We start from the raw sequence: 25192 nt of genomic DNA, 5'->3' as shown, positions 1-25192 counted from the left end.
AGGGAAAGACGGCAGTACAGTACCGGTACAAAACGTCAGAGGCTTTCCGGTACGGTACGAGCGCCTTCAATGAGAGCTATCAGACAGGAAACGGATTGCGCTCCGCAAATCCTTGCTGATGCCAGTACGGATACGGCGGCTTCACCGTGCTCGCTTCGTCGAGCTTCTTCACCTGCTCCGCCGTGAGGTTCCAGCCGACCGCACCGAGGTTCTGCCGCAACTGTTCTTCATTGCGCGCGCCGACCAGTACGGTCGCCACCGTCGGTCTTTGCAGCAGCCAGTTCAGCGCGATTTGCGGAATGGTCTTGCCGGTTTCCTCGGCGATGGCGTCGAGCGCGTCGATCACGCGATACAGATGTTCTTCCGGCACCGGCGGCCCCATGTCGGCGGTCTTATGCAGACGGCTCGACGCGGGCAGCGGCTGACCGCGCCTGATCTTGCCCGTGAGACGCCCCCAGCCGAGCGGACTCCACACCACCGCGCCCACGCCTTGATCGATACCGAGCGGCATCAGTTCCCATTCGTAGTCGCGCCCGATCAGCGAGTAGTAGGTCTGATTGGCGACATAGCGCGGATAGCCGTAACGGTCCGCGACATCCAGCGACTTCTGCAGATGCCAGCCCGAGAAATTCGACACGCCGGTATAGCGGATCTTGCCCGCGCGCACGAGATCGTCGAGCGTGGAGAGCGTTTCCTCGACGGGCGTTTTCGCATCGAAACCATGTAGCTGGAAGATGTCGATGTAGTCCGTCTGCAAGCGCTTCAATGCATCGTTCACGGCATGGATGAGATGGAAGCGCGACGAGCCCACGTTGTTCGGCTCGTCTTTATCGAAGCGAAAGGTCGCCTTGGTCGAGACGATGACTTTGTCGCGCCGGCCCTTGAGCGCTTCGCCGAGGATGGCTTCCGATGAGCCGCCCGAATAGATGTCGGCGGTGTCGAACATGGTCACGCCCGCGTCGAGGCAAATGTCGACGAGCCGCTGCGCTTCGCTGACGTCGGTTTCGCCCCAGGCCTGAAAGAACTCGCCCTTGCCGCCGAACGTTCCCGTGCCGAAACTCAGCACGGGAACCTTGAAGCCCGAAGCGCCTAGATGTCGATATTCCATTGTTGCGTGTCCTCATTCGGTTGTCGGTCTGTCCTGCCGCATGCATCGCGGAAGGGGGATCGTCGAGACTACCGCAATGCGCACGTATGCGCTGAGACTGCCGCCGTGCGCTTTCGCGAGGCTAACGCCGCTTTGCCGCGCGCTCGCCGAGCGAATCGTATATGGGCGGACAGCGCAGCAGCATGGGCACGAGCATGGCGGTGAAGCACGCGGTGAGCATCGGCAGGAGCAGCGTGAAGCTCGCGGTCATTTCGGTGACGAGCACGATACCCGTCATCGGCGAACGCACGACTGCCGCGAAGAACGCGGCCATGCCGACCGCCGCGAAGGTGCCGATATCGCCGGTGGATGCGGACATGCCGGGGAACCAGTCGAAGCAGATGCGGCCGAACACGAAACCCGTCTGCGCGCCGAGCACGAGCATGGGCGCGAAGAGACCGCCCGGCGTGCCGGCCGCATACGATACCGAGCCGAGCACGAAGCGCAGCGCAAGAATGGCCGTGACGCCCGCGATGCTGCCCGCGCCCACCAGCGCACGTTGCGTGAGGACATCGCCGCCGCCCGCCAGATCGGGCGCGAACCACGCGAGCAAACCGACCGCCGCGCCAATGACAGCCGCGCGCGCGAAGGCTCTGCGCGTCGGCGATGCAATCAACGGATGACGCGTGAGCCAGTCGGATGCGTCGAGCGTCCAGAGAATCGTGCGTGAATAAGCGGTGCCCAACAGGCCGAGCGCCACGCCGAGCACGAGATGCGCGGCCGTCATGCCGAAGCCTGGAAACGGCTGCGCGGGCAGATGGAAGTCGGGCAGATCGCCGTGCATGAGACGCGCCATGGCAATCGCACTTGCCGATGCGCCGAGCGCGGCCACGGCGGTGCGCGTATCGAAGCGGCGCATCAGTTCTTCGAGCACGAACACCGCGCCCGCGATGGGCGCATTGAACGCGGTGGCGAGCCCCGCGCCCGCGCCGGCCGCGAGCAAGACGCCGCGATCGCTGGCGCTACGTCCAAGCAAGGTGCCGATGCGATGCGCGATGCTCGCGCCCATCTGCACCGTCGGTCCTTCGCGTCCGAGCGCGAGTCCTGCACCGATGGCGAGCACGCCGCCCACGAACTTGACCGGGATGAGGATGAGCGAAGCGGGCGGCGCCTTGCCATGCAAGACTGCCTCGACATGGGGAATGCCGCTGCCGCTTGCTTCGGGCGAGAAGCGCGCGACGAGCCATGCCGCCAACGCAGCGGCGAAAGCCGCCGCAAGCACCACGACAATGCTTGCCGCGCCATGCCCCGAATGCGCCCATGCAACGAGCGCGTAGCGCAGCGCATCGGCGCGTTCGAGCGAAAAGCGGAATAACGCACCGAGTGCGCCACTCGCCGCCCCGACGATGACCGCGGCTACGGCGAGCGGAATGAGTCCGCGTGGCGAGTCTGCTTCGACTTCGGCTTCGGGCTTGTAGTCGGTCATGGCGCTCGTTCGTTTGAAGGATGCGCGCCAAGCGTAGCACCGAACGCGGCGGCATCGCGGGCACGGCACTTGCAAACTTGGATTCGATGCAAATGCCGCGCTTGAATTTGGCGCGGCGAGCGAAACCATTACGGAGAAACCGGCATGAGTCTCACCCACGAACGCACGACGTCTGACGAAGCTGCATAACGCATGACGCACGTCGATGCCCCTTTCTTCGAGCCGGACCGCAATTGCGCGAACGTGCGCCATGCGGATCGCTTCAGCCTGCTGATAGACGGCGCGGATTATTTTCGCGTGCTGCGCGAAGCGATCACGCGCGCGGAGCGCACCGTGTTCATTCTCGGTTGGGATATCGACAGCCGCATGCAGCTGACGCCGGAAGGCGCGGACGATGGTTTCCCAGCTGCGCTCGGCGACTTCCTGCATGAGATCGCGGCGAACAAGCGCCGTTTGCGCATCTACATTCTCGCGTGGGATTTCGCCATGCTGTATGCGTTCGAACGCGAATGGCTGCCGGTCTACAAGATGGGCTGGCGCACGCATCGGCGTATCGCGTTCCAGATGGACGGCAAGCATCCGATGGGCGGATCGCAACATCAGAAGGTCGTCGTGATCGACGATAAGCTCGCGTTCGTCGGCGGTCTCGATCTCACGCGTTCGCGCTGGGACACGACCGCGCATGCACCCGACGATGCGCTGCGCCGCGATGCGAACGGTGCGCCGTATCAGCCTTTCCACGATGTCCACACCATGTTCGATGGCGATGCCGCGCGCGAAATGGGTATCCTGGCGCGCGAACGCTGGGCGCGCGCGTGCGGAAGACGGCTTGCGATACGCGCACATCGCGCGGCCGCCGACAGCGATCCGTGGCCGCCCGCGCGCGCGGTCGATATCGACGATGTGCGGATCGCCATCTCGCTCACCGAACCTGCTTACGGCGGACGTCAGCCCGTGCAGCAGATTCGCACGCAATATCTCGATGCCATCGCGAGGGCGCGCCGCTCGATCTATATCGAGAACCAGTACTTCACGTCGGGTTCCATAGGCGCGGCGCTCTCGGAGACGCTCGCGCGCGAGGACGGGCCGGACGTGGCTATCGTGGTGCCGCGCAATCAGAGCGGCTGGCTGCAGGAGGTGACGATGGGCGTGTTGCGCGCGCGGCTCAACACGCTCTTGAAAGGCGCGGACCGGCATGGGCGATATCGTCTGCTGAGCCCGGATGTGCCCAATCTCGGCGAGCAGATCGTCAACGTGCACAGCAAACTGATGATCGTCGATGACGAATTGTTGATCGTTGGCTCCGCGAATCTGAACAATCGCTCGATGGTGCTCGACAGCGAATGCAACGTATCCATCGACGCTGGCGCCGATCAGCGCATTCGCCGCGCGATTGCGAAGATGCGCGATACGCTGCTCGCGGAACATCTCGGTTGCGAAGTCGCGGATGTCGTGCGCGAGCGCGATGCACGTGGCGGCCTCAATGCCGCGATCGAAGCGTTGCAACGCAATCGCGATGAACATCGCACGTTGATTGCGCTCGACCCGGAAGTATCGGCGGAACTGGATCAGCTCATTCCGCCCGATGCGCTGATCGACCCTGAAACGCCTATCGCCGCCGATCAGCTCGTCGAACAATTTCTGCCCAAGGAAAGGACGCGTCCGCTGATTGGCCGCTTCGCGCTTCTCGGCGTGCTCGTGCTGATGGTGGTCGGCGTGGCCGCGCTTTGGCACTGGACGCCGCTTGGCGACTACGCCAATCTGAAGTCGTTGACCAACGCCACACGCCACATCGAAGCACTGCCGTTCGCGCCGCTGTTGATCATTCTGTGCTACGTGGCGGCCGCCGTGCTCTCGGTGCCGGTGACGTTACTGATCGCGACGACGGGCATCGTGTTCGGCGGTCTATGGGGCGGCGTCTATGCGTTCGCCGGCACGCTGGCAGCGGCGGCGATCACCTATTCGCTCGGCAACTGGCTTGGGCGCGATGCCGTGCGCAAGGTCGCGGGCGCGCGCGTCAACCGGCTATCCGAACGCGTGGCGAAGCGCGGCATCGTAGCGGTCGTCGTGTTGCGGTTACTGCCGGTGGCGCCGTTTGCCATCGTCAATCTCGTGGCGGGCGCCTCGCATATCCGCATGCGCGACTTCATGATCGGCACGGCGCTCGGCATGGGACCGGGCATCGTCCTGACAGTGGCGTTCGCGCATCAACTGGTGGCGTCGTTCCGGCATCCGACGGTCGGCTCGTTCGCGGTGCTGATCGGCATCGGCGCGGCGTTACTCGGCGTGTCGCTGCTGTTGCAACGCTTCCTCGGAAGTGGCGAAGAAGAAAAAGTCCACGAAGGCGCACCGAGCGATGCCGACAAACCGCGCGCCAGCGACGAGGCGCAACGCGCGAGCCGTCTGCGCGAAAGCGGTGCGATGCCGCGCGAAACCGGCCATGCCGCAAGCAACGGCGCGAACAAGGGCGCGCCTACACGCCATGACGAGGTCAACCCATGACGATGATGCACGAAGCGGGAATGGATATCGGCAATCAATCGAAGCACGTGGCGCGTGCGAGAGAGTTGCGTATCGCGACTTACAACCTGCATGGTGCGGTTGGCATCGACGGACGTTTCGCGCCGGAGCGTATCGGTGAAGTGCTCAACGAAATCGATGCCGATATCTTCGCGCTGCAGGAAGTGCCGCTCGGCGGCAGTGCATCGTCCGATGTACTCGAAGTGCTGCAGCGCATGACGGGTCTGCACGCGGTCGCGGGCCCGACGCTCGATACACCTGCGCGCCGTTATGGCAACGCGGTCCTTACGCGCTATCCGGTGCAGGCCGTGCGCACGCTCGATCTTTCGTTCAGAAGCCGCGAACCGCGTGGCGCGCTCGATGCCGACATCGACTGTGGCGGTGAAGTGTGGCGCGTGGTCGCGACGCATCTCGGGCTTGCATCGAGCGAACGTCGCATGCAGGTCGAACAAGTGCTGCAAAAATTCGATACACCTGCCTTGCCCGTGATCCTTCTCGGCGACCTGAACGAATGGTTCGTTCATGGCCGCACCTTGCGCCGGCTCGTTACGCACTTCCATCGCGCGAGTGCGCTGCGCACGTTTCCGACGCGCTATCCGCTCTTCGCGCTCGATCGCATCTGGGTGCATCCCGGTGAACGTCTGATGAGCGTGAACGTGCATCGCACGCGCTTGTCGCGGGTTGCATCGGATCACTATCCGCTCATTGCGCATATCGCGCATCGTTCATGACTGGCTCTTCATGAGCCTTTCAACTCGACGCATAAGCATCGATTCGATGCTCATCACTCGATCGTCGACTCGCATGTCAGCGCGACGCCACGAAAAAGCCCTGGAAAAACGATATAAAAACGCAAAAGACTCGCACGAACTCGCTTGGCGTATGTAGAATCCGGCCTGATACGAACGCATTACCGCGAACGTATTCCGATATCACTGACCAAAAACACAGGTAGGAGAAACATGCCGACTTCCGCAAAAACCGCTGCCAAGAAAGCCACGGCCAAAAAGGCCACGGTAAAGACCGCCGCACCGGCTAAGAAAGCAGCATCGAAGGTTGCCGCGAAGAAAGTACCCGCCAAGAAGGCCGTCGTTGCCAAGAAGGCAGTCGCCGCCAAGAAGACCACTGGCGCGCTGGCTCCGATCAAGGACACCTTCACCAAGGCATCGCTTGCAACGCATCTGTCCGAGCGTGCAGCCGTGGATGTGAAGGCGGTCAAGGCCGTGCTGGTCGCGCTGGAAGACACCATTCTCGGGTCCATCCACAAGAAGGGCGCAGGCGAGTTCACGCTCTCCGGTCTTCTGAAGATCACGGCGCAAACCGTTGCCGCGAAGAAGAAGCGCTTCGGCAAGGACCCGTTCACGGGCACGGAGCGCTGGTTCCCGGCCAAGCCCGCAAGCGTTCGCATCAAGGCGCGCGCGTTGAAGAAGCTGAAGGATGCCGCAGCGTAAGGTTTAAAGCCTGAACTGATTGGCTGATTTTCGGTGATCGGGAATCGAGAGGCCAGCGTTCCTTTTAATCGAGGACGTTGGCCTCTCGTGCTTTGATTTCAAACGTCGGCTTTCGCAAAGATATCGCTCAACCAGTCCACGAAAACCCGTACGCGCGCTGAAAGCTGCCGCGCATGCGGATAAAGCAGCGATACCGGCATGGGCGGAACAATCAAATCAGGTAACACGCATTGCAGCCTGCCATCGGCGAGTTCGCTTTCTATGCGATAACGCGGCACTTGCACAATACCGAGTCCCGCGAGCGCAGCTTGCGTATATAGCTCGACGCCGGTAACGGAAATCGCGCCCGGCAGTTCTATGCTTTGCACGCCGTCGGCCATTTCGAATTCGAGGGCAACGTTGCGCCCGCTCGCACTCGATACATAATTCACCGCGCGATGCGCCGCAAGCGAATCGATATTTTCCGGCGTGCCCATTCGCGCGAGATAAGTGGGACTCGCCACCGTCACTTGTTCGAGCGTGGCGACGCGTTTTGCGATCATCGACGAGTCCTGCAGAGTGCCCGCGCGCAACACGCAATCCACGCCTTCACGCACGAGATCGACGAAGCGGTCGTCTTCGCCTACATGCAGTTCGATCTGCGGATAGCGTTCGAGAAACGCCGGCAACCCAGGCACGATGAAATGGCGTGCAAGCGTTCCTTGCAGGTTGACGCGCAGCAAGCCCTTCGGCTCCGCATGCCTGAACGAACCTTCCGCTTCCTCCATGTCCGCGATGAGCCGCACGCAACGGCGATAATGCGCGTCGCCATCGGGCGTGAGGCGCACGGTGCGTGTCGTGCGTTCGAGCAGGCGCGCACCGAGCCGTTCTTCCAGGCGCTTCATCAGATTGGTGACGGTTGCGCGCGGCATCTGCAAGTCGTCGGCGGCTTGCGTGAAGCTGTGGCGCTCGGCAATGCGCACGAACACCTGCATTTCCTGAAAGCGGTCCATGTCGGCTGAAGTTCGAGGTCTGAGATTGTTGAGGCAACTGGAACGATGATACTAATCCGCAAGCGATGATCGCGAAAACGAAATGATCCATCATGGCGCTCATCGATTAACGAACATGAGGAGCGAACCATGAATCAATCGCACGCGAACAAGGTTGCCATCGTCACGGGCGCATCGCGCGGAATTGGCGCGCAGATTGCGAGACGTCTCGCGCAGGAAGGTTTTGCGGTAGCGGTGAACTATGCATCGAGCGCGAAGGAAGCGGACGCGCTCGTCGCGGAACTGGAAGCCGCGGGAAGCCGCGCGCTCGCGGTAAAGGCGGACGTGGCTAGCGCCGACGACGTGCGACGCATGTTCGATGCGGTCGAAGCGCAACTCGGCCCCGTCGATGCGCTCATCAACAACGCAGGCGTGCTCAAGGCCACGCCGCTCGCCGACACGAGCGACGCGCTCTACGACCAGACTTTCAACATTAATGTGCGCGGCACGTTCAACACGCTGCGCGAGGCGGCGAAGCGTTTGAACGAAGGCGGGCGTATCGTCAATTTTTCGAGCACGACGCTCGTGCTCAACATGCCGGGATACGCCATTTACAACGCCACGAAAGCGGCCGTCGAAGCGTTCACGCATGTCTTCGCGAAGGAGTTGCGCGGACGAAGCATTACCGTGAATGCGGTGGCGCCGGGGCCGGTTGCGACTTCGCTCTTTTTCGACGGCAAGACCGACGAACAGATCGCGAACTTTTCGAAGATGCCGCCGCTGGAGCGGCTCGGCCAGCCGGAAGATATCGCGTCGGTGGTTGCGTTTCTTGTCGGCAAGGATGCGGGATGGGTCAACGCGCAGGTATTGCGGGCGAACGGCGGGTTGGCTTGAGTTGGGCGCTCGATCGCGCCGCGTCGTTAGGGCGCCGTCTTCGCGTCAGAAACTCAATGCGAATTGATCTTCGACGTAACGCGTCTTCATGCGCTTCGTCTTCGTTTGGGTCGGCGCCGGCGTCTTCATCGGCGCCGCCACGATTTGCGCGATCTGCGCGACGAGACTGAACGCAGGTCGCGCATCGCACGCGATCCATTCGAACTGACCGGCCGACAGGCGTTTCGCGATCAGCGCGTACACATCCGGGTCGAACGGACGTATCTCCGGCGCACTGGCAAGCAACGATGCAATTTCATCGCGCGCGGCGCATGTGCCGAGATAGCACCATCGATCGATGACATGCCACGCCTCGCGATTCGTCGATGCATCGCGTTCGCTGATCGCGATGGCGCCTTCATGCGGCCAGCGCACGAGGCGCGCATTGCCGAGCGCTTCGAGCGCACGCGCCGCATGGTCCGCGAACGGCTCCGCGCCGGCGCACGAACCGAGACAGCGCTTCACCTGATAGCCGAAGCAACCGCGCGCGGGTCCCGCTTTTTCCAGGCCGAGCGTGGCGTGGCAGAGTCGATGTTCATCGGCGAGATGGCGCAGATACGCATGCGCCTTGGCGCGCGATTCGAACACGCCGAAGAGATGCGCCTCGCGCGACAGATCGCGCTTGCTCGCGCGCAGCAGCACGGGCGCAGGCGCGCCCGGCAGCCATTGCCACGCGCACGCCGCCGACGCGCGCTTGAGCAGCCGGTTATGCAGCGGCTGCAAGTCCTTCACGAGCTTCGCTTCGAGCAACAGCGCGCCGAGTTCGCCCACGGTCTCGCGGTATTCGATTTTGCGGATGGCCTGCGATATCGACAAATCCTTCGCCAACCGATGGTCCCCAGCGAAATGCGCGCTCACTCGCTGCTTCAGATTCACGCTCTTGCCGACGTAGAGCGTAATGTCGTCCGCGCCGTGGAAGAGATAGACGCCGGGCGTGGCAGGCAACGCGTCGAGCGCGCCCTCGGGCAACGCGGCGGGCAGGCTCGCGCGCCTGACGAGCGCTTTCACGGCGGCATCGACGAGTTCTTGCGAATAGAGCGCGTGAATCTTCTGCCAGAACTGCCAGAGGAGGTCGGCATCGGCGAGCGCGCGGTGGCGTCCTTCAGGCGCGAGATTGAAGCGCGCGATGAGCGCATCGAGCCCATGACGTTCGACCGATGGAAAGAGCGAGCGCGACAAGCGCACCGTGCACAACGTATCGGCGCGAAACGCAATGCCCGCGCGACGGAACTCGTTCTTGAGGAAGCCGTAGTCGAAGCGCGCGTTATGCGCGACGAAAAGCTTGCCCTGGAGACGCTCGGCAAGCGCCTGCGCGAGCGATTCGAAAGTGGGCTGACCGCGCACCATGCTGTCCTCGATGCCCGTCAGACGCGAGATGAACGGGGGCACCGGCATGCCCGGATCGACGAGCACGCTATAGCGTTCGATGCCCGCTTTGCTCACTTCTATGACGCCGATTTCAGTGATGCGATCCACCGTGGGATTGCTGCCGGTGGTTTCCAGGTCGACGAACACGATGGGACGCGCGAGGCCTGCGAGCAGCGTGTCCGCTGCGAATTCATCGAGGTCGTCCGTGAGATCGTGCATGAATATAGGTGCTGGAAGTGCGCGCTGGTGACGCTCTCAAGCAGCGCGGATAAGTGCCGTTAATCAGTTTAATGCCTTTACTGCCGCATTTATGCGATTCAGCGAAAAAACGCAGCGCGAATGCGATGCGCGGGCAGCGTCAGTACAATAGCGTTTTGTTTGGCTTCAGGATTGATAGACATGACTTATTGCGTGGGTATGTGTGTGGACGAGGGCCTCGTGTTCCTTTCCGATACGCGCACGAATGCCGGTGTGGACCACGTAAGCGCCGCCCGCAAAATGACTGTTTTCGAACAGCCGGGAGACCGGGTGATCGTGCTGCTCGCGGCCGGTAACCTCGCGCTCACGCAAGCGGTGACGCACATGCTCGCCGAACCCGCGGACCCGGACGCGCCCACGCTTTATAGCGTCGCCACCATGGCGGAAGCCGCGCGCATCGTCGGCGACGCGGTGCGCGAAGTGCATCGGCGCGATGCGCTTTCGCTCGCGGAATTCAGCGTTGATTTCAACTGCAGCTTCATTCTCGGCGGTCAGATACACGGCCAGCCGCCGCGCCTCTTCATGGTTTATGCAGCCGGTAACTTCATAGAATCGACGCGCGTTTCGCCTTATTTTCAGATTGGCGAGTCGAAATACGGCAAGCCGATCATCGACCGCGTCATTACGCCGTCCACGGATCTCGACGAAGTCGCGAAATGCGCGCTTATCTCCATGGATTCGACGCTGCGTTCGAATCTCTCGGTGGGCTTGCCGCTCGACTTGCTGGTCTACGAGAAAGACGCGTTGCGCGTGACGCGTTTCGCCTCGCTCGACAACGACAGCGCGTATTACCAGATGATCCACCGCACGTGGGGCGAGCGCCTGCGGCAGATTTTCGGCGAGATTCCGAACCCTTCGTGGACCGATCTGGCCAACGTGCCGCTGCGTCCGCGCGAGTCGCGCACGATCGTGCCGCGGCTCGTCATTGGCGATCTGCCAAGTTCTGGTGAAGCGCCGGCGCAGACGCTCGCCGAGGACGTGGATTCAAACGGCAACGCGCCGCAGCAGTAGACCTTCAAGAATCCTTCAGGGCGCGTTTGCAGGGCACTGCAGCGGCTCGGCGAGGCTTGTCTTGCTCGCGTATGCCCGACGCGGCGAATCGGCCAGCACGGCGTCCATTCCAAGACACGCGGCGGCGCGATAATCCTCCGCCTGGTCGACCCCGATCGCCAGAATCCGGACCTTGCCGTTCGTCTTGAAGCAACTGACCGCCTGCGGCGTCCAGAGTCGCGCATCCACGGCGGAGCGCGCTTCGCCAAGCGTGAACGTCTCGACCAGTTCCATCTTTCTCCTGTATTCGAACGCCGTCCATGTGCCTTCGGGCGGCGGCTTTCGGCACTCGTGCTCCAGCGCGACTTGCGCCAGGCGCTCACGCGTCGCATCGCGCGATTCGAAAAGACGCGCTTCGCGATAAGGCGCAAACGCCGCCTGGTAGGCGGCATCCGTCGAATAGATCAGCACGCGCGGCCACGCGCTTTCCTCGCTCAGCACGCGGGCGACGGCGCTTGCCTGCGTTTCGGCCGGCAGCGCTTTCATGTCGAGTATGACCGTCGTGGACGATGGAATGGCCCGCAATGCCTCGGCGAGCGAGGGAATAGGCAACGGCCGCGCGCGATACGGATACTGCTTCGCGCCGTTCGCATCCGTCTGCGTGAAGTTCCAGCCCGCGTTCAGGCTTCGCAACGCGGCGAATTCGTGGCTGGCGACCGTGCCCGTGCCATTTGTGTTCGCGGAGAGATCGGCCGGACGATAGAGCACCGGGACGCCATCGCGCGTGAGTTGCACGGTGAGCCAGATCGCATCCGCGTGATTCGCGAGCGCGGTCTCAATGGCGAGCAGGGTGTTTTCAGGCGCGTCCGCCGCGCCGCCGCGATGCGCGACGATCGTTGGCAAAGCGTTGCGGGATGCGGCTGGTACAGGCGCGAAACGGCAGGCCCCGAGCAAGACAAGCCAAGCGAAACACGAGACAGCGGCGAGTTGGCGCGACAGCATGAACGAATCTCCCCCGGATGCTTGGTTATCCGAACGATTGTGCTTTATGCGCGCGCGTCGATGAAGCCCGTCGGCACAATTTGTTGCGGTTCACGCTGGCTCGAAGTGTGGGGCAAAGGCTTCGCACAAGAAAAAACAGCCACCGGAAAACCGGTGGCTGTCGAGGTGTGCTGCACTATCGTGTGACGCGGTACTCGCGTACCGGGCCATCCGCTTGTTCTTAGAACTTGTGACGCACGCCGATGATGACGATTTCTTGATGGCTGCTGCCGCTGTCGTAGCCGTAGGAACCGATCGAGGCTTGCGCCGAGTTGATGCCGCCCGTCGTGCCGTCGCGCTGATCGCCGCTTGCGTGCTGGTAAGCCGCAACTGCGTAGAAGTCCGTGCGCTTCGACAGCGAGTAGTCCGCACCCAGGCTGGCCTGGTGGTACTTGGCCGACGTGTCGCCGCCCGACTTCGTGTAGGTGTAGCCCACGCCGAGCAGCAGCGCCGGGGTTGCCTGGAAGTTCACGAAACCGTTGCCGACGTTGAAGTGTTCCGAGCCGAAGCGCGAACCACCGTCTGCCTTGAACTGTGCATTGCTGTACGAACCGCCGACCGTGAACGCGCCGATCGTGTACTGAACCGCGCCGCGAGCGATGCCGATTGCGTGCGCCGATGCGTATGCGTTGTTGATCGGGCCGTCGAACAGTGCGTCCGACGTCGTGCTGTTCCACGTGCTTGCGCCCGTCGGCGGAATGCGGCCGGCGTTCGGGTTGTTAGCGTAGAAGTAGCCGCCGGCGACTGCCAGGGGGCCGTTGTTATACGTTGCAGCGCCCGACCAGGTTTGACCTTGGCCCGTTGCGCCTGCCAGACCCGAGAAGCCGTAAAGGCCTTCGACCTGGAAGCCCGCGTAGTTCGGCGAAACGTACTTGACGGCGTTGCTCACGCGCAGCGAGTTGTCGTAGTTGTCGACGTCGCCCGGCGTTGCGAAGATTGCGCCCCAGTAGTTGTCGGCCGTGATGCCTTGGACCATGTCAACCAGCGGATCGTATTGGCGACCCAGGGTGACCGTACCCCACTGATTGCCCGACAAACCGACGAATGCTTGACGACCGAACTCGCGGCCACCTTGGCCGAGACGGCCGGTGCCGATGTCAAAGCCGCTTTCCAACTGGAAAATCGCCTTCAGACCGCCGCCCAGATCTTCTTGACCCTTCAGGCCCCAGCGATCGCCGGACAGATTGCCGTTGATCATGCCGTACAGGTGGTCGCCATTTGCGTTGGCGTTGCTCACATAACCGAGACCAGCGTCGATCACGCCATACAGCGTCACGCTCGTTTGTGCCTGTGCCGCGCCAGCTGCGCCGAGCAGCGCCAGCGAGAGGGACGTCAGTGCGAATCGTTTCATCGAATTCTCCACGCGATTGTTAAATATCGTTGTTGCCGGCGCAGAGAATAACGCAACGTTTCGAATCTTAAGAAACGAAAAAAATTTACTGTCTCGTAAAAGACACAGTTGCTAACGTGGTCTCAAAAAGGAGGATTTCTGTTTGTTTTGAACGGGTTGCGGGTGACAGGCTAACTTGAAATAAGTTCCGCGCTCAATTCTAGGATATTCCGATGGCGCGCGATTACCATCAATCCGATTAACAAACCGCAGCCGCGAGCGGGTATTTTCCTTTCACCGAGGCAACAAAAAACGCCGCGCCCTAGAGGCGCGGCGTTCGTGGAAGGCGAAAAGGAAATGCGGATCAGCTTTGCAGGTCGTCGTTTTCCCGATGCTCGGAGCCGCGGCGTGTGAGCAACGCGACTGCCATTCCCGCGCTTGCCGCGAAAAACACCGAGCGCCACGGGTGCCGCTTCACTGCGGCATTGGCGGTCGATGCCTTGCGGCCCGCGCCCAGCATGGCCATCGCCGTGGCGCGCGTCGCAGTGCTCTCGACGCGCGCGATCTTGCGCGATATCTCCAGCGCCTTCGCCACCGCCGATACCTTCTTGCGCGCCTGTCCCGTCAACAACTGCGCGTGTTGAGCGCGCGCGCCGATGGCACGCCGGGCGCTCGCGGGCACGGGCGCATCGATCCGAGCGCTGGCGGGCGATACGACTGGCGCTGTGTTGGATGCCTCCGTCGCCGCCGCCGATGCGGATGCCGCCGCCGGCATGCCCGCGCGCGTGGAAGCCGCGAGCATCGAACCGATCTTGGCGCGGCTGCCCGGCGGCACGCGTCCCATGTTTTGCTGGCCCCACGCGCCGCGCGGATCGTGCAGACGCGCGCGCGCCGCCGAGAACTCCGCGCCGAGCAACAACACGGCCGCCGAAAAATACAGCCACATGAGCAGAACCGCGAGCGATCCGGCCGCGCCGAACGCGCTGGCCGTGCCTGCGTGCGTCAAATAGAGCGCGAACAGTTTCTTGCCCGCCGAGAACAGCAGCGCCGCGACAAGCCCGCCGACGAGCGCGTCGCGCCACTGCACGGGGGCATCGGGGAGAAATTTGAGCAGCGCGCCGAACGCGACGGTCAGAATGGCGAGACCGGCGACCAACTGAACGATATCGCCGATGATCACGAACGGCGAGTCGCCCCAGAGCCACATGCCGACAGCCTGGATCGCGGTGTCCAGCACCAGCGAGACGATCAGGAGAAACGCCACGCCGAGCACGAGTCCAAACGAGATGAGCCGCACGCGCACCATCGCAAAGACGCTCGAGCGCTGATCGCCCGTGAGCGGCCATACAAGATTGAGCGCCGTATTGAGGGATGAAAACGTCGCCGACGCACCGATCGCGAGCAGCGCGAACGAGATGACCGCCGCGATGCCCGTCCCGCCGCTGCGATGCGCATTCTCGACAATACTCTGCACGCCCGCCGCGCCCTGATCGCCGAGCAGCCCGTTGACCTGATGAAAGAGCTGGCCGCGCGCGGCTTCGGCGCCAAACACCCAGCCGGCCACGGCGATCACCATGACGAGCGTCGGCGCGAGCGAAAACGCAGAATAGAAGGCGATACTCGCGGCCATCGCGGCGCAGCGATCCTCCGAAAATTTCTTGAGCGCGCCGAGCACCCAGGAGGCGTCCTTTTTGACGACGGCTTCGATCTTCTGTGTGGATACGGAACTCATGGCGGACCTCTGGATACGATGAACGGACTGACCAAACTCGAACGAAGGAGAGCAGGAACTATTCCAGTCCAACCGTAAGTCGACGGGACTGGGTGCAACGTTTGGCTCTTGAGCGCGCGTCGGCGCAACGCCACAACGAGGCTTCGCATCGAGTCGAAAGTGCCGTGTTCGCCAGCGAAATAAGACAGCGCGCCCTATAATTTCGCCACCCACATTACAAAACGCCGAGGCACTAAAATGCTGCAAATGTCACGGCGACAGTTCCTGAAGGTCTCAGCGAGCACGCTCGCCGGATCGAGCCTGGCGGCGTTAGGCTTCTCTCCGGCACCCGCGCTCGCCGAAGTTCGTCAGTACAAGCTGTCGCGTACCACGGAAACGCGTAATACCTGCCCGTACTGCTCAGTCGGATGCGGCATCCTCATGTACGGCCTCGGCGACAACGCCAAGAATGCGAAGGCCAGCATCATCCATATCGAAGGCGACCCCGACCATCCCGTCAATCGCGGCACGCTGTGCCCGAAGGGTGCATCGCTCATCGACTTCATTCATAGCCCCAGCCGCCTCATGCATCCCGAGTATCGCGCGCCGGGATCGGACGAATGGAAGCGCATCTCGTGGGAAGACGCGCTCGACCGTATCGCCAAACTGATGAAGGAAGATCGCGACGCGAATTTCGTCGAGACCACGGCGGACGGCAAGAAGGTGAATCGCTGGCTGACCACGGGCATGCTCGCGGCGTCGGCGGGCAGCAACGAAGTCGGCTATCTGACGCATAAAACTGCCCGCAGCCTGGGCATGCTCGCATTCGACAATCAGGCGCGTGTCTGACATGGCCCGACGGTGGCAGGTCTTGCCCCGACGTTTGGCCGTGGAGCGATGACGAACCATTGGGTCGACATCAAGAACGCGGACGTGATTCTGGTAATGGGCGGCAACGCAGCCGAGGCGCATCCGTGCGGTTTCAAGTGGGTGACCGAGGCGAAGGCGCATCGCAAGACGCGTCTCATCGTGGTCGATCCGCGCTTTACGCGCACCGCATCGGTGGCGGATTTCTATGCGCCGATTCGCACGGGAAGCGACATCGCGTTCCTGGGCGGCATCATCAATTACCTGCTCACCAACGACAAGATTCAGCACGAGTACGTCCGCAACTACACGGACATGTCCTTTATCGTGCGCGAGGACTTCGCGTTCAAGGACGGCGAGTTCTCGGGCTATAACGCCGAGAAGCGCAACTACGACAAGTCGAGCTGGGACTATGAACGCGGCGACGATGGCTTCGTCAAGGTCGATCCGACCTTGCAGCATCCGCGCTGTGTCTACAACTTGCTCAAGCAGCATTTCTCGACCTATACGCCCGAGATGGTGACGAAGGTCTGCGGTACGCCGACCGACAAGTTCCTCAAGGTCTGCGAGATGCTTGCCACGACCGCCGCGCCGAATCGCGCGGGAACCATTCTGTATGCGCTCGGCTGGACGCATCACTCGGTCGGCGCGCAGATGATCCGCACCGGCGCGATGGTGCAACTTCTGCTTGGCAACATCGGCATGGCGGGCGGCGGCATGAACGCGCTGCGCGGGCACTCGAACATTCAAGGCCTGACCGATCTCGGCCTGATGTCGAATCTGCTGCCCGGCTATATGACCTTGCCGATGGAAGGCGAGCAGGACTTCGACGAGTTCATCAAGAAGCGCGCGACGCAGCCTTTGCGGCCGAATCAGTTGAGCTACTGGAAGAACTATCGCGCGTTCCATGTGAGCTTCATGAAGTCATGGTGGGGCGACAACGCGACCGCCGAGAACAACTTCGGCTTCGACTATCTGCCAAAACTCGACAAGTCCTACGACATGCTCCAGGTGTTCGAGCTGATGGCGCAGGGCAAGATGAACGGCTATATCGCGCAGGGTTTCAATCCGCTCGCGGCCGCGCCGAACAAGGCGAAGATCGGGCTCGGACTGTCGAAGCTGAAGTGGCTCGTCATCATGGACCCGCTCGCCACCGAGACTTCCGAGTTCTGGAAGAACCACGGCGAGTTCAACGATGTCGACGCCTCGAAGATTCAGACTGAAGTCTTCCGTCTGCCGACCACGTGTTTCGCGGAAGAGCGCGGCTCGCTCGTGAGTTCGAGCCGCGTGCTGCAATGGCACTGGCAAGGCGCGGTCGCTCCGGGCGAAGCGAAGAGCGACCTGGAGATCATGTCGGGGCTGTGGCTGCGCATTCGGCAGGCCTATAAGGAGAAGGGCGGCAAGTATCCTGATCCTATCCTCAACATGACCTGGCCTTACGCGGACCCGGAAAGTCCGACGCCCGAAGAGATCGCGATGGAGTTCAACGGCCGCGCGCTCGCGGATGTCGCCGATCCCACCGACAAGACGAAGGTGCTGGCGAAGAAGGGCGAGCAGTTGTCGAGCTTCGCGCTTTTGCGTGACGATGGCTCCACGGCGAGCGGTTGCTGGATCTTCTGCGGATCGTGGACGCAAGCGGGCAATCAGATGGGCCGGCGCGACAACTCGGACCCGACCGGCATCGGTCAGACGCTCGGCTGGGCGTGGGCGTGGCCGGCGAATCGCCGTGTGCTTTACAACCGCGCGTCATGCGATGTGAGCGGCAAGCCTTTCGACCCGACGCGCAAGCTGATCGCATGGAACGGCAAGGCGTGGACCGGACCGGACATTCCCGACTTCAAGGCCGACGAGCCCCCGGAGAACGGCATGAATCCGTTCATCATGAATCCGGAGGGCGTGGCGCGTTTCTTCGCGCGCGACGGCATGAACGAAGGACCGTTCCCGGTGCATTACGAACCGTTCGAGACGCCGCTCGGCTATAACCCGTTCTTCCCGGACAACAAGGCCGTGGTGAGCAATCCAGCCGCGCGCATCTTCCCGGATGACCGCGCGGCGCTCGGCACCGCCGACAAGTTCCCGGACACGGCGACGACCTATCGCCTGACCGAGCACTTCCACTACTGGACCAAGCACGCGCGGCTCAACGCCATCGTGCAGCCGCAGCAGTTCGTGGAAATCGGCGAGGAACACGCAAAGGAAGTGGGCGTCGTGGCGGGCGAGCGCGTGAAGGTATCGAGCAATCGCGGGCATATCGTCGCGGTGGCGCTCGTCACCAAGCGCATCAAGCCATTGAACGTGGAGGGCAAGAAGGTGCATACCGTCGGCCTGCCGCTGCATTGGGGCTTCAAAGGCCTCACGCAGCCGGGCTATCTCGTCAACACACTGACGCCTTCCGTGGGCGACGGGAACTCGCAGACACCGGAGTTCAAGTCGTTCCTCGTGAAGGTCGAAAAAGCCGAGAAGGCTTAAAGGAGACGAGATGGCTCTGCAATCGCTCGACATCAAGCGCCTCTCGGCCACCACCACGCCGCCGCCGCAAGTCCGCGAGCCGGTGACGGGGACGGTCGCGAAGCTCATCGACGTATCGAAGTGCATCGGCTGCAAGGCATGTCAGACGGCGTGCATGGAGTGGAACGACCTGCGCGACGACGTCGGTCATACGACCGGCGTCTACGACAATCCGCGCGATCTCACCGAACATTCGTGGACGGTGATGCGCTTCACGGAGTACGAGAACCCGAAGGGCGACCTCGAGTGGCTGATCCGCAAGGACGGTTGCATGCATTGCGAGGACCCGGGGTGTCTCAAGGCGTGTCCGTCGCCGGGCGCGATCGTGCAGTACACCAATGGCATCGTGGATTTTCACGAGGAAAACTGCATCGGCTGCGGATACTGCGTCACGGGCTGCCCGTTCAACATTCCGCGTATCTCCAAGGAAGATCATCGCGCGTACAAGTGCACGCTCTGTTCGGACCGCGTCGCGGTCGGGCAGGAGCCAGCGTGCGTGAAGACGTGTCCGACGGGCGCGATCATGTTCGGCACCAAGGTGGACATGATCACGCAAGCGGAGGATCGCATCGAAGACCTGAAGGAGCGCGGTTTCGAAAACGCGGGTCTTTACAACCCGGCGGGCGTGGGCGGCACGCATGTGATGTACGTGCTGCATCACGCGGATCAGCCGCAGCTTTATCACGGGCTCGCGAAAGACCCGCACATCAGTCCGCTGGTGTCGATCTGGAAAGGCGTGACCAAGCCGCTTGCGATGGCGGGTATCGCGCTGGCCGCGATCGCCGGGTTCTTCCACTACACGCGTGTCGGTCCGAACGAGGTGAGCGCGGAAGAAGAAGCCGAAGCACAGCATGAAGCCGAAGAGGCGTTTCAGCAAAGGGAGCGTTCGAATGAAACACGATAGCGAACTGCGCGACGTGAAGGGCAACCGCCTGATCGTCCGTTACACGCCGAACGAGCGCAGCAATCACTGGATCACCGCGATCACGTTCGTCTTGCTGGCGCTCTCCGGTCTCGCGATGTTTCATCCGTCGATGGCCTGGCTCTACGCAATCTTCGGCGGCGGTCAGTGGACGCGCATTCTGCATCCGTTCGTCGGCTGCGTGATGTTCGTCTCGTTCATGATTCTTGCGCTGCGTTTCTGGCATCACAACTATCTGGACAAAGCCGACGTGCAGTGGATGAAGCAGATCGACGACGTGCTGGCCAATCGCGAAGACCGGCTGCCGGAGATCGGCAAGTACAACGCCGGGCAAAAGCTGCTGTTCTTCACGATGGCCGCTTGCCTGCCGCTTCTGCTGTTGAGCGGCATCGTGATTTGGCGGCGCTACTTCTCGTTCTACTTTCCCATCGAGATCATTCGCGTGGCGGCGGTCGTGCATGCGGCGGCGGCGTTCGTGCTGATCGTCGGGATCATCGTGCATATCTACGCGGCGATCTGGATCAAGGGTTCTGTCGGCGCGATGACACGCGGCACGGTCACTTATGGATGGGCCAGGAAGCACCATCCGCGGTGGTTCAAGGAGATCATCGGCAAGTAGGCCGAATGCGCGTCAGTCGAGAATGGCGTGAGGGCGCGCTAGCGCGTCGTCCGTCACTTCGATTGGCGCGCGTTCCATTCGACTCGCACCGCGCGCTTCGAGGTCTAACGTGCGGACCATGTTGACGAGCGCGACGCCTTGCGTCCTTGTGCCAAGCCCGGCGAGCGGGACTGCGAAACCGGCGTATCGCGGGAAGCCACCGCTCTGCATGACAGGCGCGACCAGTGCGGTCTCCAGCGCATTGAATGACGCAGCCGACAGCACGAGCCCGGGCCTGAAGTCGCTTTGTTGCTCATGGCCGATTGCCGGACTCAGGCCGACGTGCGCAATATCCCGTGTCGAATTTGTTGCGTTTCACCATAGCTCACGTCCTACCGGTTTTAGATTGTTCCAGTCAGCCAATTCATCGGAGATAGGCGCCTTCGGGTCGCACTGCGCCTGCAGTTCCTCGAGCGACAATTCGCGACGAGCCGGCATCGGCATGATTCCGTCCGGGCGCACCTCGACATTGAATTTGTCGCCAAGGGTTCAGTTTCATGCCTTCCAGCAGCGCGGCGGGCAACCGGACTGCCGCGCCATTTCCCTGCTTCCGTATTGAAAGTTCCATTTTGAATTTCCGTTTGCGTGAACTCATTTTCGTACCTCCGCGCGGAGCATGAGCATCCCTGAGCGCTCCGTTATAAGCTGTTATTCTTGATCCCGCCCCGACCTTCCTCAAGGAATCCCGTGGTCCAACGCATTCTCGAAGCCGCCAAGATCGAGTCTCTCGATCCTTCGGCTATCCCCCGTCTTCGCATGCCCGAACGCGGCACCGTGTTCGCCGCCCGCGCCGCGCGTCTGTTGCAACTCGCCGAAGCGAGCAATCCGATCGCGGGCTATCTGCGCCTCATGGCCGCGCTCGCCGATGCGCAGCAACGCATCCTTTCAACCTCCACCGCTTTGATGCCCGCGCGCGAGTCGATCGAACGCAATCAGCAGCATTCGATGCCTATCGTCCCCGCGCTCACCGACGAGCGCGATCCCGCGTGGCGCGACGTGCTGTTCATGCTGCTCGACATTATCGAGGCCGCGGGCGCGCTTACGCCGCCGCTCGCGCAACTCGTCGCGCGTCTGCGCACGACCGACGCCGCCACGCTCGACACGCAGGCCGACGCGATCATCGCGCTGCGCTTCGCGGAGATCGATCCGGCGGCGGCGCCATTCATCGTCGCCGCGCTGCAAGTGGTGTGGACCGATCTGGCCACGCGCATCGCCGTGTCGGATGTGCCTTATCTCGATGCGCCCGGCGTCTGCCCGCTCTGCGGCTCGATGCCGGTGGCGAGCATCGTGCGCGTCGGCGGCACGCATGATGGTTATCGCTACGTGCAGTGCGGCTTGTGCTCGACCGAATGGCATGTCGTGCGCGCCAAATGCTCAAATTGCGATTCCACCAAGGGCATTGCGTATCACGCCATGGGCACGCCCACGGACGACGAAACCGAGGAACAACGCGCCGCCCGCGCGAAGCAGGCCGCGCTCAAGGCCGAGTCGTGCGACGAATGCGGCACCTACAGAAAGATCGGCTATCAGGACAAGGCCTACGACTTCGAGCCTTACGCCGACGATCTGGCAAGCCTCACGCTCGACCTTCTGATGGGCGACGCCGGTTTTCGCCGTGCGTCGCCGCATCCGTGGCTGTGGCCCGAACACGTCGATGAAGCATGAAGGGAAGAGGATAGAAGCGTGAGTAATGTCACCGGCAACAACGACAGCGAATTGCGCGCGCTGATGGCACGAGTGCCATCGGTGGAGCGCGTGCTGGCATCGGCGGCATTCGCGCCGGTCTTGGCCGCGCACGGACGCACGCAGACGCTCGCCGTGCTGCGCGCGTCGCTCGACGCATGGCGCGCCGAAGCGCAGGCGGGCCGCGCATCCGTCGAGGCACTGGCCGATGCGAGCCTCGCGGCAAGCGTCGGCGCGACGCTCGACAAGCGCGCGGAAAGCAGCGTGAAAAGCGTCTTCAATCTCACGGGCACGGTGCTGCACACGAACCTCGGCCGGGCGCTATTGCCGGATGAAGCGCTGCGCGCCGTCGCCGAAGTCCTGACGCGGCCGGCCAATCTCGAATTCGATCTGGCGACCGGCGCGCGCGGCGACCGCGATGACCTCATCAACGAACTTATCTGTGAACTGACGGGCGCCGAAGCCGCGACGGTCGTCAACAACAACGCGGCCGCCGTGCTGCTGACGCTGTCCGCGCTGGCCACGCGTCGCGAAGTGATCGTGTCGCGCGGCGAGCTGGTCGAGATTGGCGGCGCGTTTCGCATTCCCGACATCATGAGCCGCGCGGGCGCGAAGCTGCGCGAAGTCGGCACGACCAACCGCACGCATCTGAAGGATTACGACGAAGCGATCAACGCCAGGACCGCGCTCCTGATGAAAGTGCATTGCAGCAACTACGCCGTCACGGGCTTCACCAAGGAAGTCACGCTCGCGGAACTCGCGCCGCTCGCGAGGGCGCGCGGCTTGCCGGTTGTCGTGGATCTCGGCAGCGGCACGCTCGTCGATTTGGCGCAATGGGGCTTGCCGCGCGAGGCCACGGTTCGCGAGACGGTCGAGGCTGGCGCGCAACTCGTCACCTTCAGCGGCGACAAGCTGCTCGGCGGTCCGCAGGCGGGCCTGATCGTCGGTACGAAGGAACTGATCGTGAAGATCAAGAAGCATCCGCTCAAGCGTGCGCTGCGGGTCGGCAAGCTCACGCTCGCGGCGCTCGAAGCGGTGTTGCGGCTTTATCGCACGCCGGAGACGCTCGCCGAACGTCTCACCACCTTGCGCCTGCTGACGCGTCCCGCGGACGCCATGCGCCTTGCCGCCGAACGCATCCGGCCCGTGCTGCGGGCAATGACCGGTGCGGATTTCGTGGTCGCCACTGAGCCGATGTTCAGTCAGATCGGCAGCGGCGCGTTGCCGGTCGATGTCCTGCCGAGCTACGGCCTCGTCGTGCGGCTCACGAGCGGAAAGAAGGCAGGCGGCCAGTTGAATCGCATCGAGCGCAGACTGCGCGATCTGCCGCGCCCGGTCATCGGGCGCATTGCGGATAACGCGCTGTGGCTCGATCTGCGCTGTCTCGAAGCACAGGACGAAGCCGCGTTCATCGCCCAGTTGGAGATGCAGGCAACGGGCCGCAACGCATGATCGTCGGCACGGCGGGGCATATCGATCATGGCAAGACGACGCTCGTGCGCGCGCTGTCGGGCGTGGATACGGATCGTCTGAAGGAAGAGAAGGCGCGTGGCATTTCCATCGAACTGGGTTATGCATACGTGCCGCTCGGCGATGGCGGCGTGCTCGGCTTCATCGACGTGCCGGGGCACGAAAAGCTCGTGCATACGATGGCGGCGGGCGCATGCGGCATCGACTTCGCGCTCGTGGTGATCGCCGCCGACGATGGCGTCATGCCGCAAACGCGCGAACATCTCGCGATTCTTCAGTTGCTCGGCGTGAAAGATGGCGCAGTGGCGGTGACGAAGTCCGATCGTGTCGATGCCGCGCGCCTGAACGAAGTCCATGCCGAAATCGCCGCGCTTCTAGCCGGCACCGCTTTGCAACACGCACCGCTCTTTAACACCAACGCCACGCGCGATGACGACTCCGGCGTGGCCGCGCTGAACGCGCATCTGCACGATGTCGCCAAGCACTGGCGCGCGCGCCGCGACGACGGCTTCTTTCGTTTGGCCGTGGACCGCGTGTTCACGCTCGCGGGCCAGGGCACGGTGGCGACCGGCACGGTGTTCGCGGGGCAGACGAAGGTTGGCGACACGCTGGCGCTCGCGCCGCGCGAGGGCGAAGCGCCGGTTCGTGTGCGCAGCATTCACGCGCAGAATCGCGCTTCGGAGACGGGGCGCGCGGGGGAGCGCTGCGCGCTCAATCTCGCGGGCATCGAGAAAGGCGCGCTGTCGCGCGGCGACTGGATTCTCGATGCGCGTCTCGCGCGCGCGTCCGAGCGAATCGACGTCGAACTCACGCTTCTCGCCGATGCCTCGCCGGCGCTCACGCACTGGAGCCCGCTGCATGTACATCTGGGCACGATGCACCGCGTCGCGCACATCGCCTTGCTCGACGGCGAAACGCTCGCGGCCGGGCAGACGGCGCGCGTGCAACTCGTATTCGATAGGCCGGTTTGCGCGCTGCCGGGCGACCGCTTCATCGTTCGCAACGCGCAGGCGGATAAAACGGTAGGCGGCGGGCGTGTGCTCGACCCGTTTGCGCCCGCACGCAAGCGCCGCACGCCGCAGCGCCACGCGTGGCTCGATGCGCTCACCGCGATGCTCGACACCGGCGCCATCGACGAACTCTTCGCGCAGTCGCCGTATGGCTTGCCGCGCTCCCTCGTCGAGCATCTTGCAGGTCGAACGCTTGGATCGATGACCCAGCCCGACGGTCTGCGCAGCATACCCATCCACGACGATGCGCTCTTGATCAGCGTCGCGCGATGGGACGCGTTGCACGCGTGTCTGACGGATGCACTCGCCGCCTTCCACGAACGCTTTGCGGACGAGCAAGGCCCGGATACCGCGCGCCTGCGCCGCATGGCCGCGCCGCTCGCGCCCGAAGCGCTGTGGCGCGCGCTCATCGACGACGCCGTGACGCTAGGCACGATTGCGCGAAGCGGTCCGTGGCTGCATCTGCCATCGCATACGGTTACGCTCGATGCCGCCGAGGACGCGCTGGCCCGCGTCGTGCTCTCATCGATCGAGGAAGGCCGCTTCGACCCGCCGTGGGTCAGGGATTTGGCCACCACGCATGGCGTGCCCGAAGACGCGGTGCGGCGTCTGTTGCGCAAGCTCTCGCGCCGTGGCGATGTCTTTCAGGTGGTGCGCGACTTGTTTTACGGACGCGCGTCCATTGCAGCACTTGCACGGCTGGCTGCCGAACATGCAAACGCGAACGGTGCGATAGGCGCGGCCGCATTTCGCGATGCCAGCGCGCTCGGCCGCAAACGCGCGATCCAGGTTTTGGAGTTCTTCGACAGGGTTGGGTACACTCGGTTTCACCGCGACCTTCATCTGTTGCGAACCGACAGCCGCTGGCACGAATCCGTCTGACTATCGAACGTCGAGTTACGACGTGGAGACCTTCGCGGCGCACGCT

General features: G+C 63.0%; 19 protein-coding genes and 1 pseudogene. 11 read left to right on the top strand and 9 right to left on the bottom strand.

Going from position 1 to position 25192, the window contains the following annotated elements:
- Nucleotides 1-79: 79 nt before the first annotated feature.
- Nucleotides 80-1108, bottom strand: a complete 1029-nt coding sequence (locus LDZ28_RS19300; RefSeq protein ID WP_244828706.1) for an aldo/keto reductase — start codon at nucleotides 1106-1108, stop codon at nucleotides 80-82.
- Nucleotides 1109-1229: 121 nt separating this feature from the next.
- Nucleotides 1230-2573 carry a H(+)/Cl(-) exchange transporter ClcA gene (gene clcA / locus LDZ28_RS19295; protein WP_244828705.1) on the bottom strand — a complete coding sequence of 448 codons (1344 nt, stop codon included), beginning with the start codon at nucleotides 2571-2573 and terminating at the stop codon, nucleotides 1230-1232.
- A gap of 192 nt (nucleotides 2574-2765) precedes the next feature.
- On the opposite strand from clcA, the gene LDZ28_RS19290 reads away from it, so the two are divergent.
- From LDZ28_RS19290 to LDZ28_RS19280, 3 genes are all read left to right on the top strand, one after another.
- Nucleotides 2766-5075 carry a VTT domain-containing protein gene (locus LDZ28_RS19290; protein ID WP_244828704.1) on the top strand — a complete coding sequence of 770 codons (2310 nt, stop codon included), beginning with the start codon at nucleotides 2766-2768 and terminating at the stop codon, nucleotides 5073-5075.
- On the top strand, nucleotides 5072-5824 hold the full coding sequence (locus LDZ28_RS19285; RefSeq protein WP_244828703.1) for an endonuclease/exonuclease/phosphatase family protein: 753 nt from the start codon (nucleotides 5072-5074) through the stop codon (nucleotides 5822-5824). The genes LDZ28_RS19290 and LDZ28_RS19285 overlap by 4 nt, the downstream gene beginning before the upstream one ends.
- A 231-nt stretch (nucleotides 5825-6055) precedes the next feature.
- Nucleotides 6056-6544, top strand: a complete 489-nt coding sequence (locus LDZ28_RS19280; RefSeq protein ID WP_244828702.1) for an HU family DNA-binding protein — start codon at nucleotides 6056-6058, stop codon at nucleotides 6542-6544.
- 98 nt (nucleotides 6545-6642) lie between these two features.
- Here the strand turns inward: LDZ28_RS19280 and LDZ28_RS19275 are convergent, their stop codons facing one another.
- The gene (locus tag LDZ28_RS19275; RefSeq protein WP_244828701.1) at nucleotides 6643-7536 is read right to left on the bottom strand and encodes a LysR family transcriptional regulator; all 894 of its coding nucleotides are present in this window, start codon (nucleotides 7534-7536) and stop codon (nucleotides 6643-6645) included.
- Between the two features lie 129 nt (nucleotides 7537-7665).
- Between LDZ28_RS19275 and LDZ28_RS19270 the strand changes: the two genes are divergently transcribed.
- Nucleotides 7666-8409: an SDR family oxidoreductase gene (locus tag LDZ28_RS19270; RefSeq protein ID WP_244828700.1), complete on the top strand. Its 744-nt coding sequence runs from the start codon at nucleotides 7666-7668 to the stop codon at nucleotides 8407-8409.
- A 45-nt stretch (nucleotides 8410-8454) separates the two neighbouring features.
- On the opposite strand, the gene LDZ28_RS19265 is transcribed toward LDZ28_RS19270, so the two are convergent.
- On the bottom strand, nucleotides 8455-10035 hold the full coding sequence (locus LDZ28_RS19265; protein WP_244828699.1) for a 3'-5' exonuclease family protein: 1581 nt from the start codon (nucleotides 10033-10035) through the stop codon (nucleotides 8455-8457).
- Nucleotides 10036-10215: 180 nt separating this feature from the next.
- Between LDZ28_RS19265 and LDZ28_RS19260 the strand changes: the two genes are divergently transcribed.
- Nucleotides 10216-11085: a proteasome-type protease gene (locus LDZ28_RS19260; protein ID WP_244828698.1), complete on the top strand. Its 870-nt coding sequence runs from the start codon at nucleotides 10216-10218 to the stop codon at nucleotides 11083-11085.
- Nucleotides 11086-11100: 15 nt separating this feature from the next.
- On the opposite strand, the gene LDZ28_RS19255 is transcribed toward LDZ28_RS19260, so the two are convergent.
- From LDZ28_RS19255 to LDZ28_RS19245, 3 genes are all read right to left on the bottom strand, one after another.
- Entirely contained in the window at nucleotides 11101-12066 is a 966-nt protein-coding gene (locus LDZ28_RS19255) for a glycerophosphodiester phosphodiesterase family protein (protein ID WP_244828697.1), read from the bottom strand.
- Nucleotides 12067-12286: 220 nt separating this feature from the next.
- Complete coding sequence (locus LDZ28_RS19250) at nucleotides 12287-13456, bottom strand: porin (RefSeq protein WP_244828696.1); 1170 nt, start codon at nucleotides 13454-13456, stop codon at nucleotides 12287-12289.
- 343 nt (nucleotides 13457-13799) lie between these two features.
- The gene (locus LDZ28_RS19245; protein ID WP_244828695.1) at nucleotides 13800-15167 is read right to left on the bottom strand and encodes a YihY/virulence factor BrkB family protein; all 1368 of its coding nucleotides are present in this window, start codon (nucleotides 15165-15167) and stop codon (nucleotides 13800-13802) included.
- Nucleotides 15168-15404: 237 nt separating this feature from the next.
- On the opposite strand from LDZ28_RS19245, the gene fdnG reads away from it, so the two are divergent.
- The 3 genes from fdnG to LDZ28_RS19230 are packed head-to-tail and all read left to right on the top strand — an operon-like array spanning nucleotide 15405 to nucleotide 20062.
- Entirely contained in the window at nucleotides 15405-18482 is a 3078-nt protein-coding gene (fdnG, locus tag LDZ28_RS19240; protein ID WP_244828694.1) for a formate dehydrogenase-N subunit alpha, read from the top strand.
- A 10-nt stretch (nucleotides 18483-18492) separates the two neighbouring features.
- The gene (gene fdxH / locus LDZ28_RS19235) at nucleotides 18493-19425 is read left to right on the top strand and encodes a formate dehydrogenase subunit beta (protein WP_244828693.1); all 933 of its coding nucleotides are present in this window, start codon (nucleotides 18493-18495) and stop codon (nucleotides 19423-19425) included.
- A complete protein-coding gene (locus LDZ28_RS19230; RefSeq protein ID WP_244828692.1) occupies nucleotides 19412-20062 on the top strand; it encodes a formate dehydrogenase subunit gamma in 651 nt (216 codons plus the stop codon). Before fdxH ends, LDZ28_RS19230 begins: the two co-directional genes overlap by 14 nt.
- A gap of 12 nt (nucleotides 20063-20074) precedes the next feature.
- On the opposite strand, the pseudogene LDZ28_RS19225 reads toward LDZ28_RS19230, so the two are convergent.
- Together LDZ28_RS19225 and LDZ28_RS32685 are read right to left on the bottom strand one after the other, a co-directional pair.
- Nucleotides 20075-20423: pseudogene (locus tag LDZ28_RS19225) on the bottom strand (type II toxin-antitoxin system ChpB family toxin).
- Entirely contained in the window at nucleotides 20417-20545 is a 129-nt protein-coding gene (locus LDZ28_RS32685) for a hypothetical protein (RefSeq protein ID WP_255784613.1), read from the bottom strand. The pseudogene LDZ28_RS19225 and the gene LDZ28_RS32685 overlap by 7 nt, the downstream one beginning before the upstream one ends.
- A 243-nt stretch (nucleotides 20546-20788) precedes the next feature.
- Between LDZ28_RS32685 and fdhE the strand changes: the two genes are divergently transcribed.
- From fdhE to selB, 3 genes are all read left to right on the top strand, one after another.
- Nucleotides 20789-21766: a formate dehydrogenase accessory protein FdhE gene (gene fdhE / locus LDZ28_RS19220; protein WP_244828691.1), complete on the top strand. Its 978-nt coding sequence runs from the start codon at nucleotides 20789-20791 to the stop codon at nucleotides 21764-21766.
- 63 nt (nucleotides 21767-21829) lie between these two features.
- A complete protein-coding gene (selA, locus tag LDZ28_RS19215; protein WP_370652217.1) occupies nucleotides 21830-23236 on the top strand; it encodes an L-seryl-tRNA(Sec) selenium transferase in 1407 nt (468 codons plus the stop codon).
- On the top strand, nucleotides 23233-25146 hold the full coding sequence (selB, locus tag LDZ28_RS19210; protein WP_244828689.1) for a selenocysteine-specific translation elongation factor: 1914 nt from the start codon (nucleotides 23233-23235) through the stop codon (nucleotides 25144-25146). The genes selA and selB overlap by 4 nt, the downstream gene beginning before the upstream one ends.
- Nucleotides 25147-25192 lie beyond the last annotated feature (46 nt).

Origin of the sequence: Caballeronia sp. TF1N1, from assembly GCF_022878925.1 — a bacterium.
Lineage (GTDB): Bacteria > Pseudomonadota > Gammaproteobacteria > Burkholderiales > Burkholderiaceae > Caballeronia.
The sequence above is the reverse complement of the archived record's forward strand: the minus strand, read 5'-3'. Positions and strand labels throughout refer to the sequence as shown.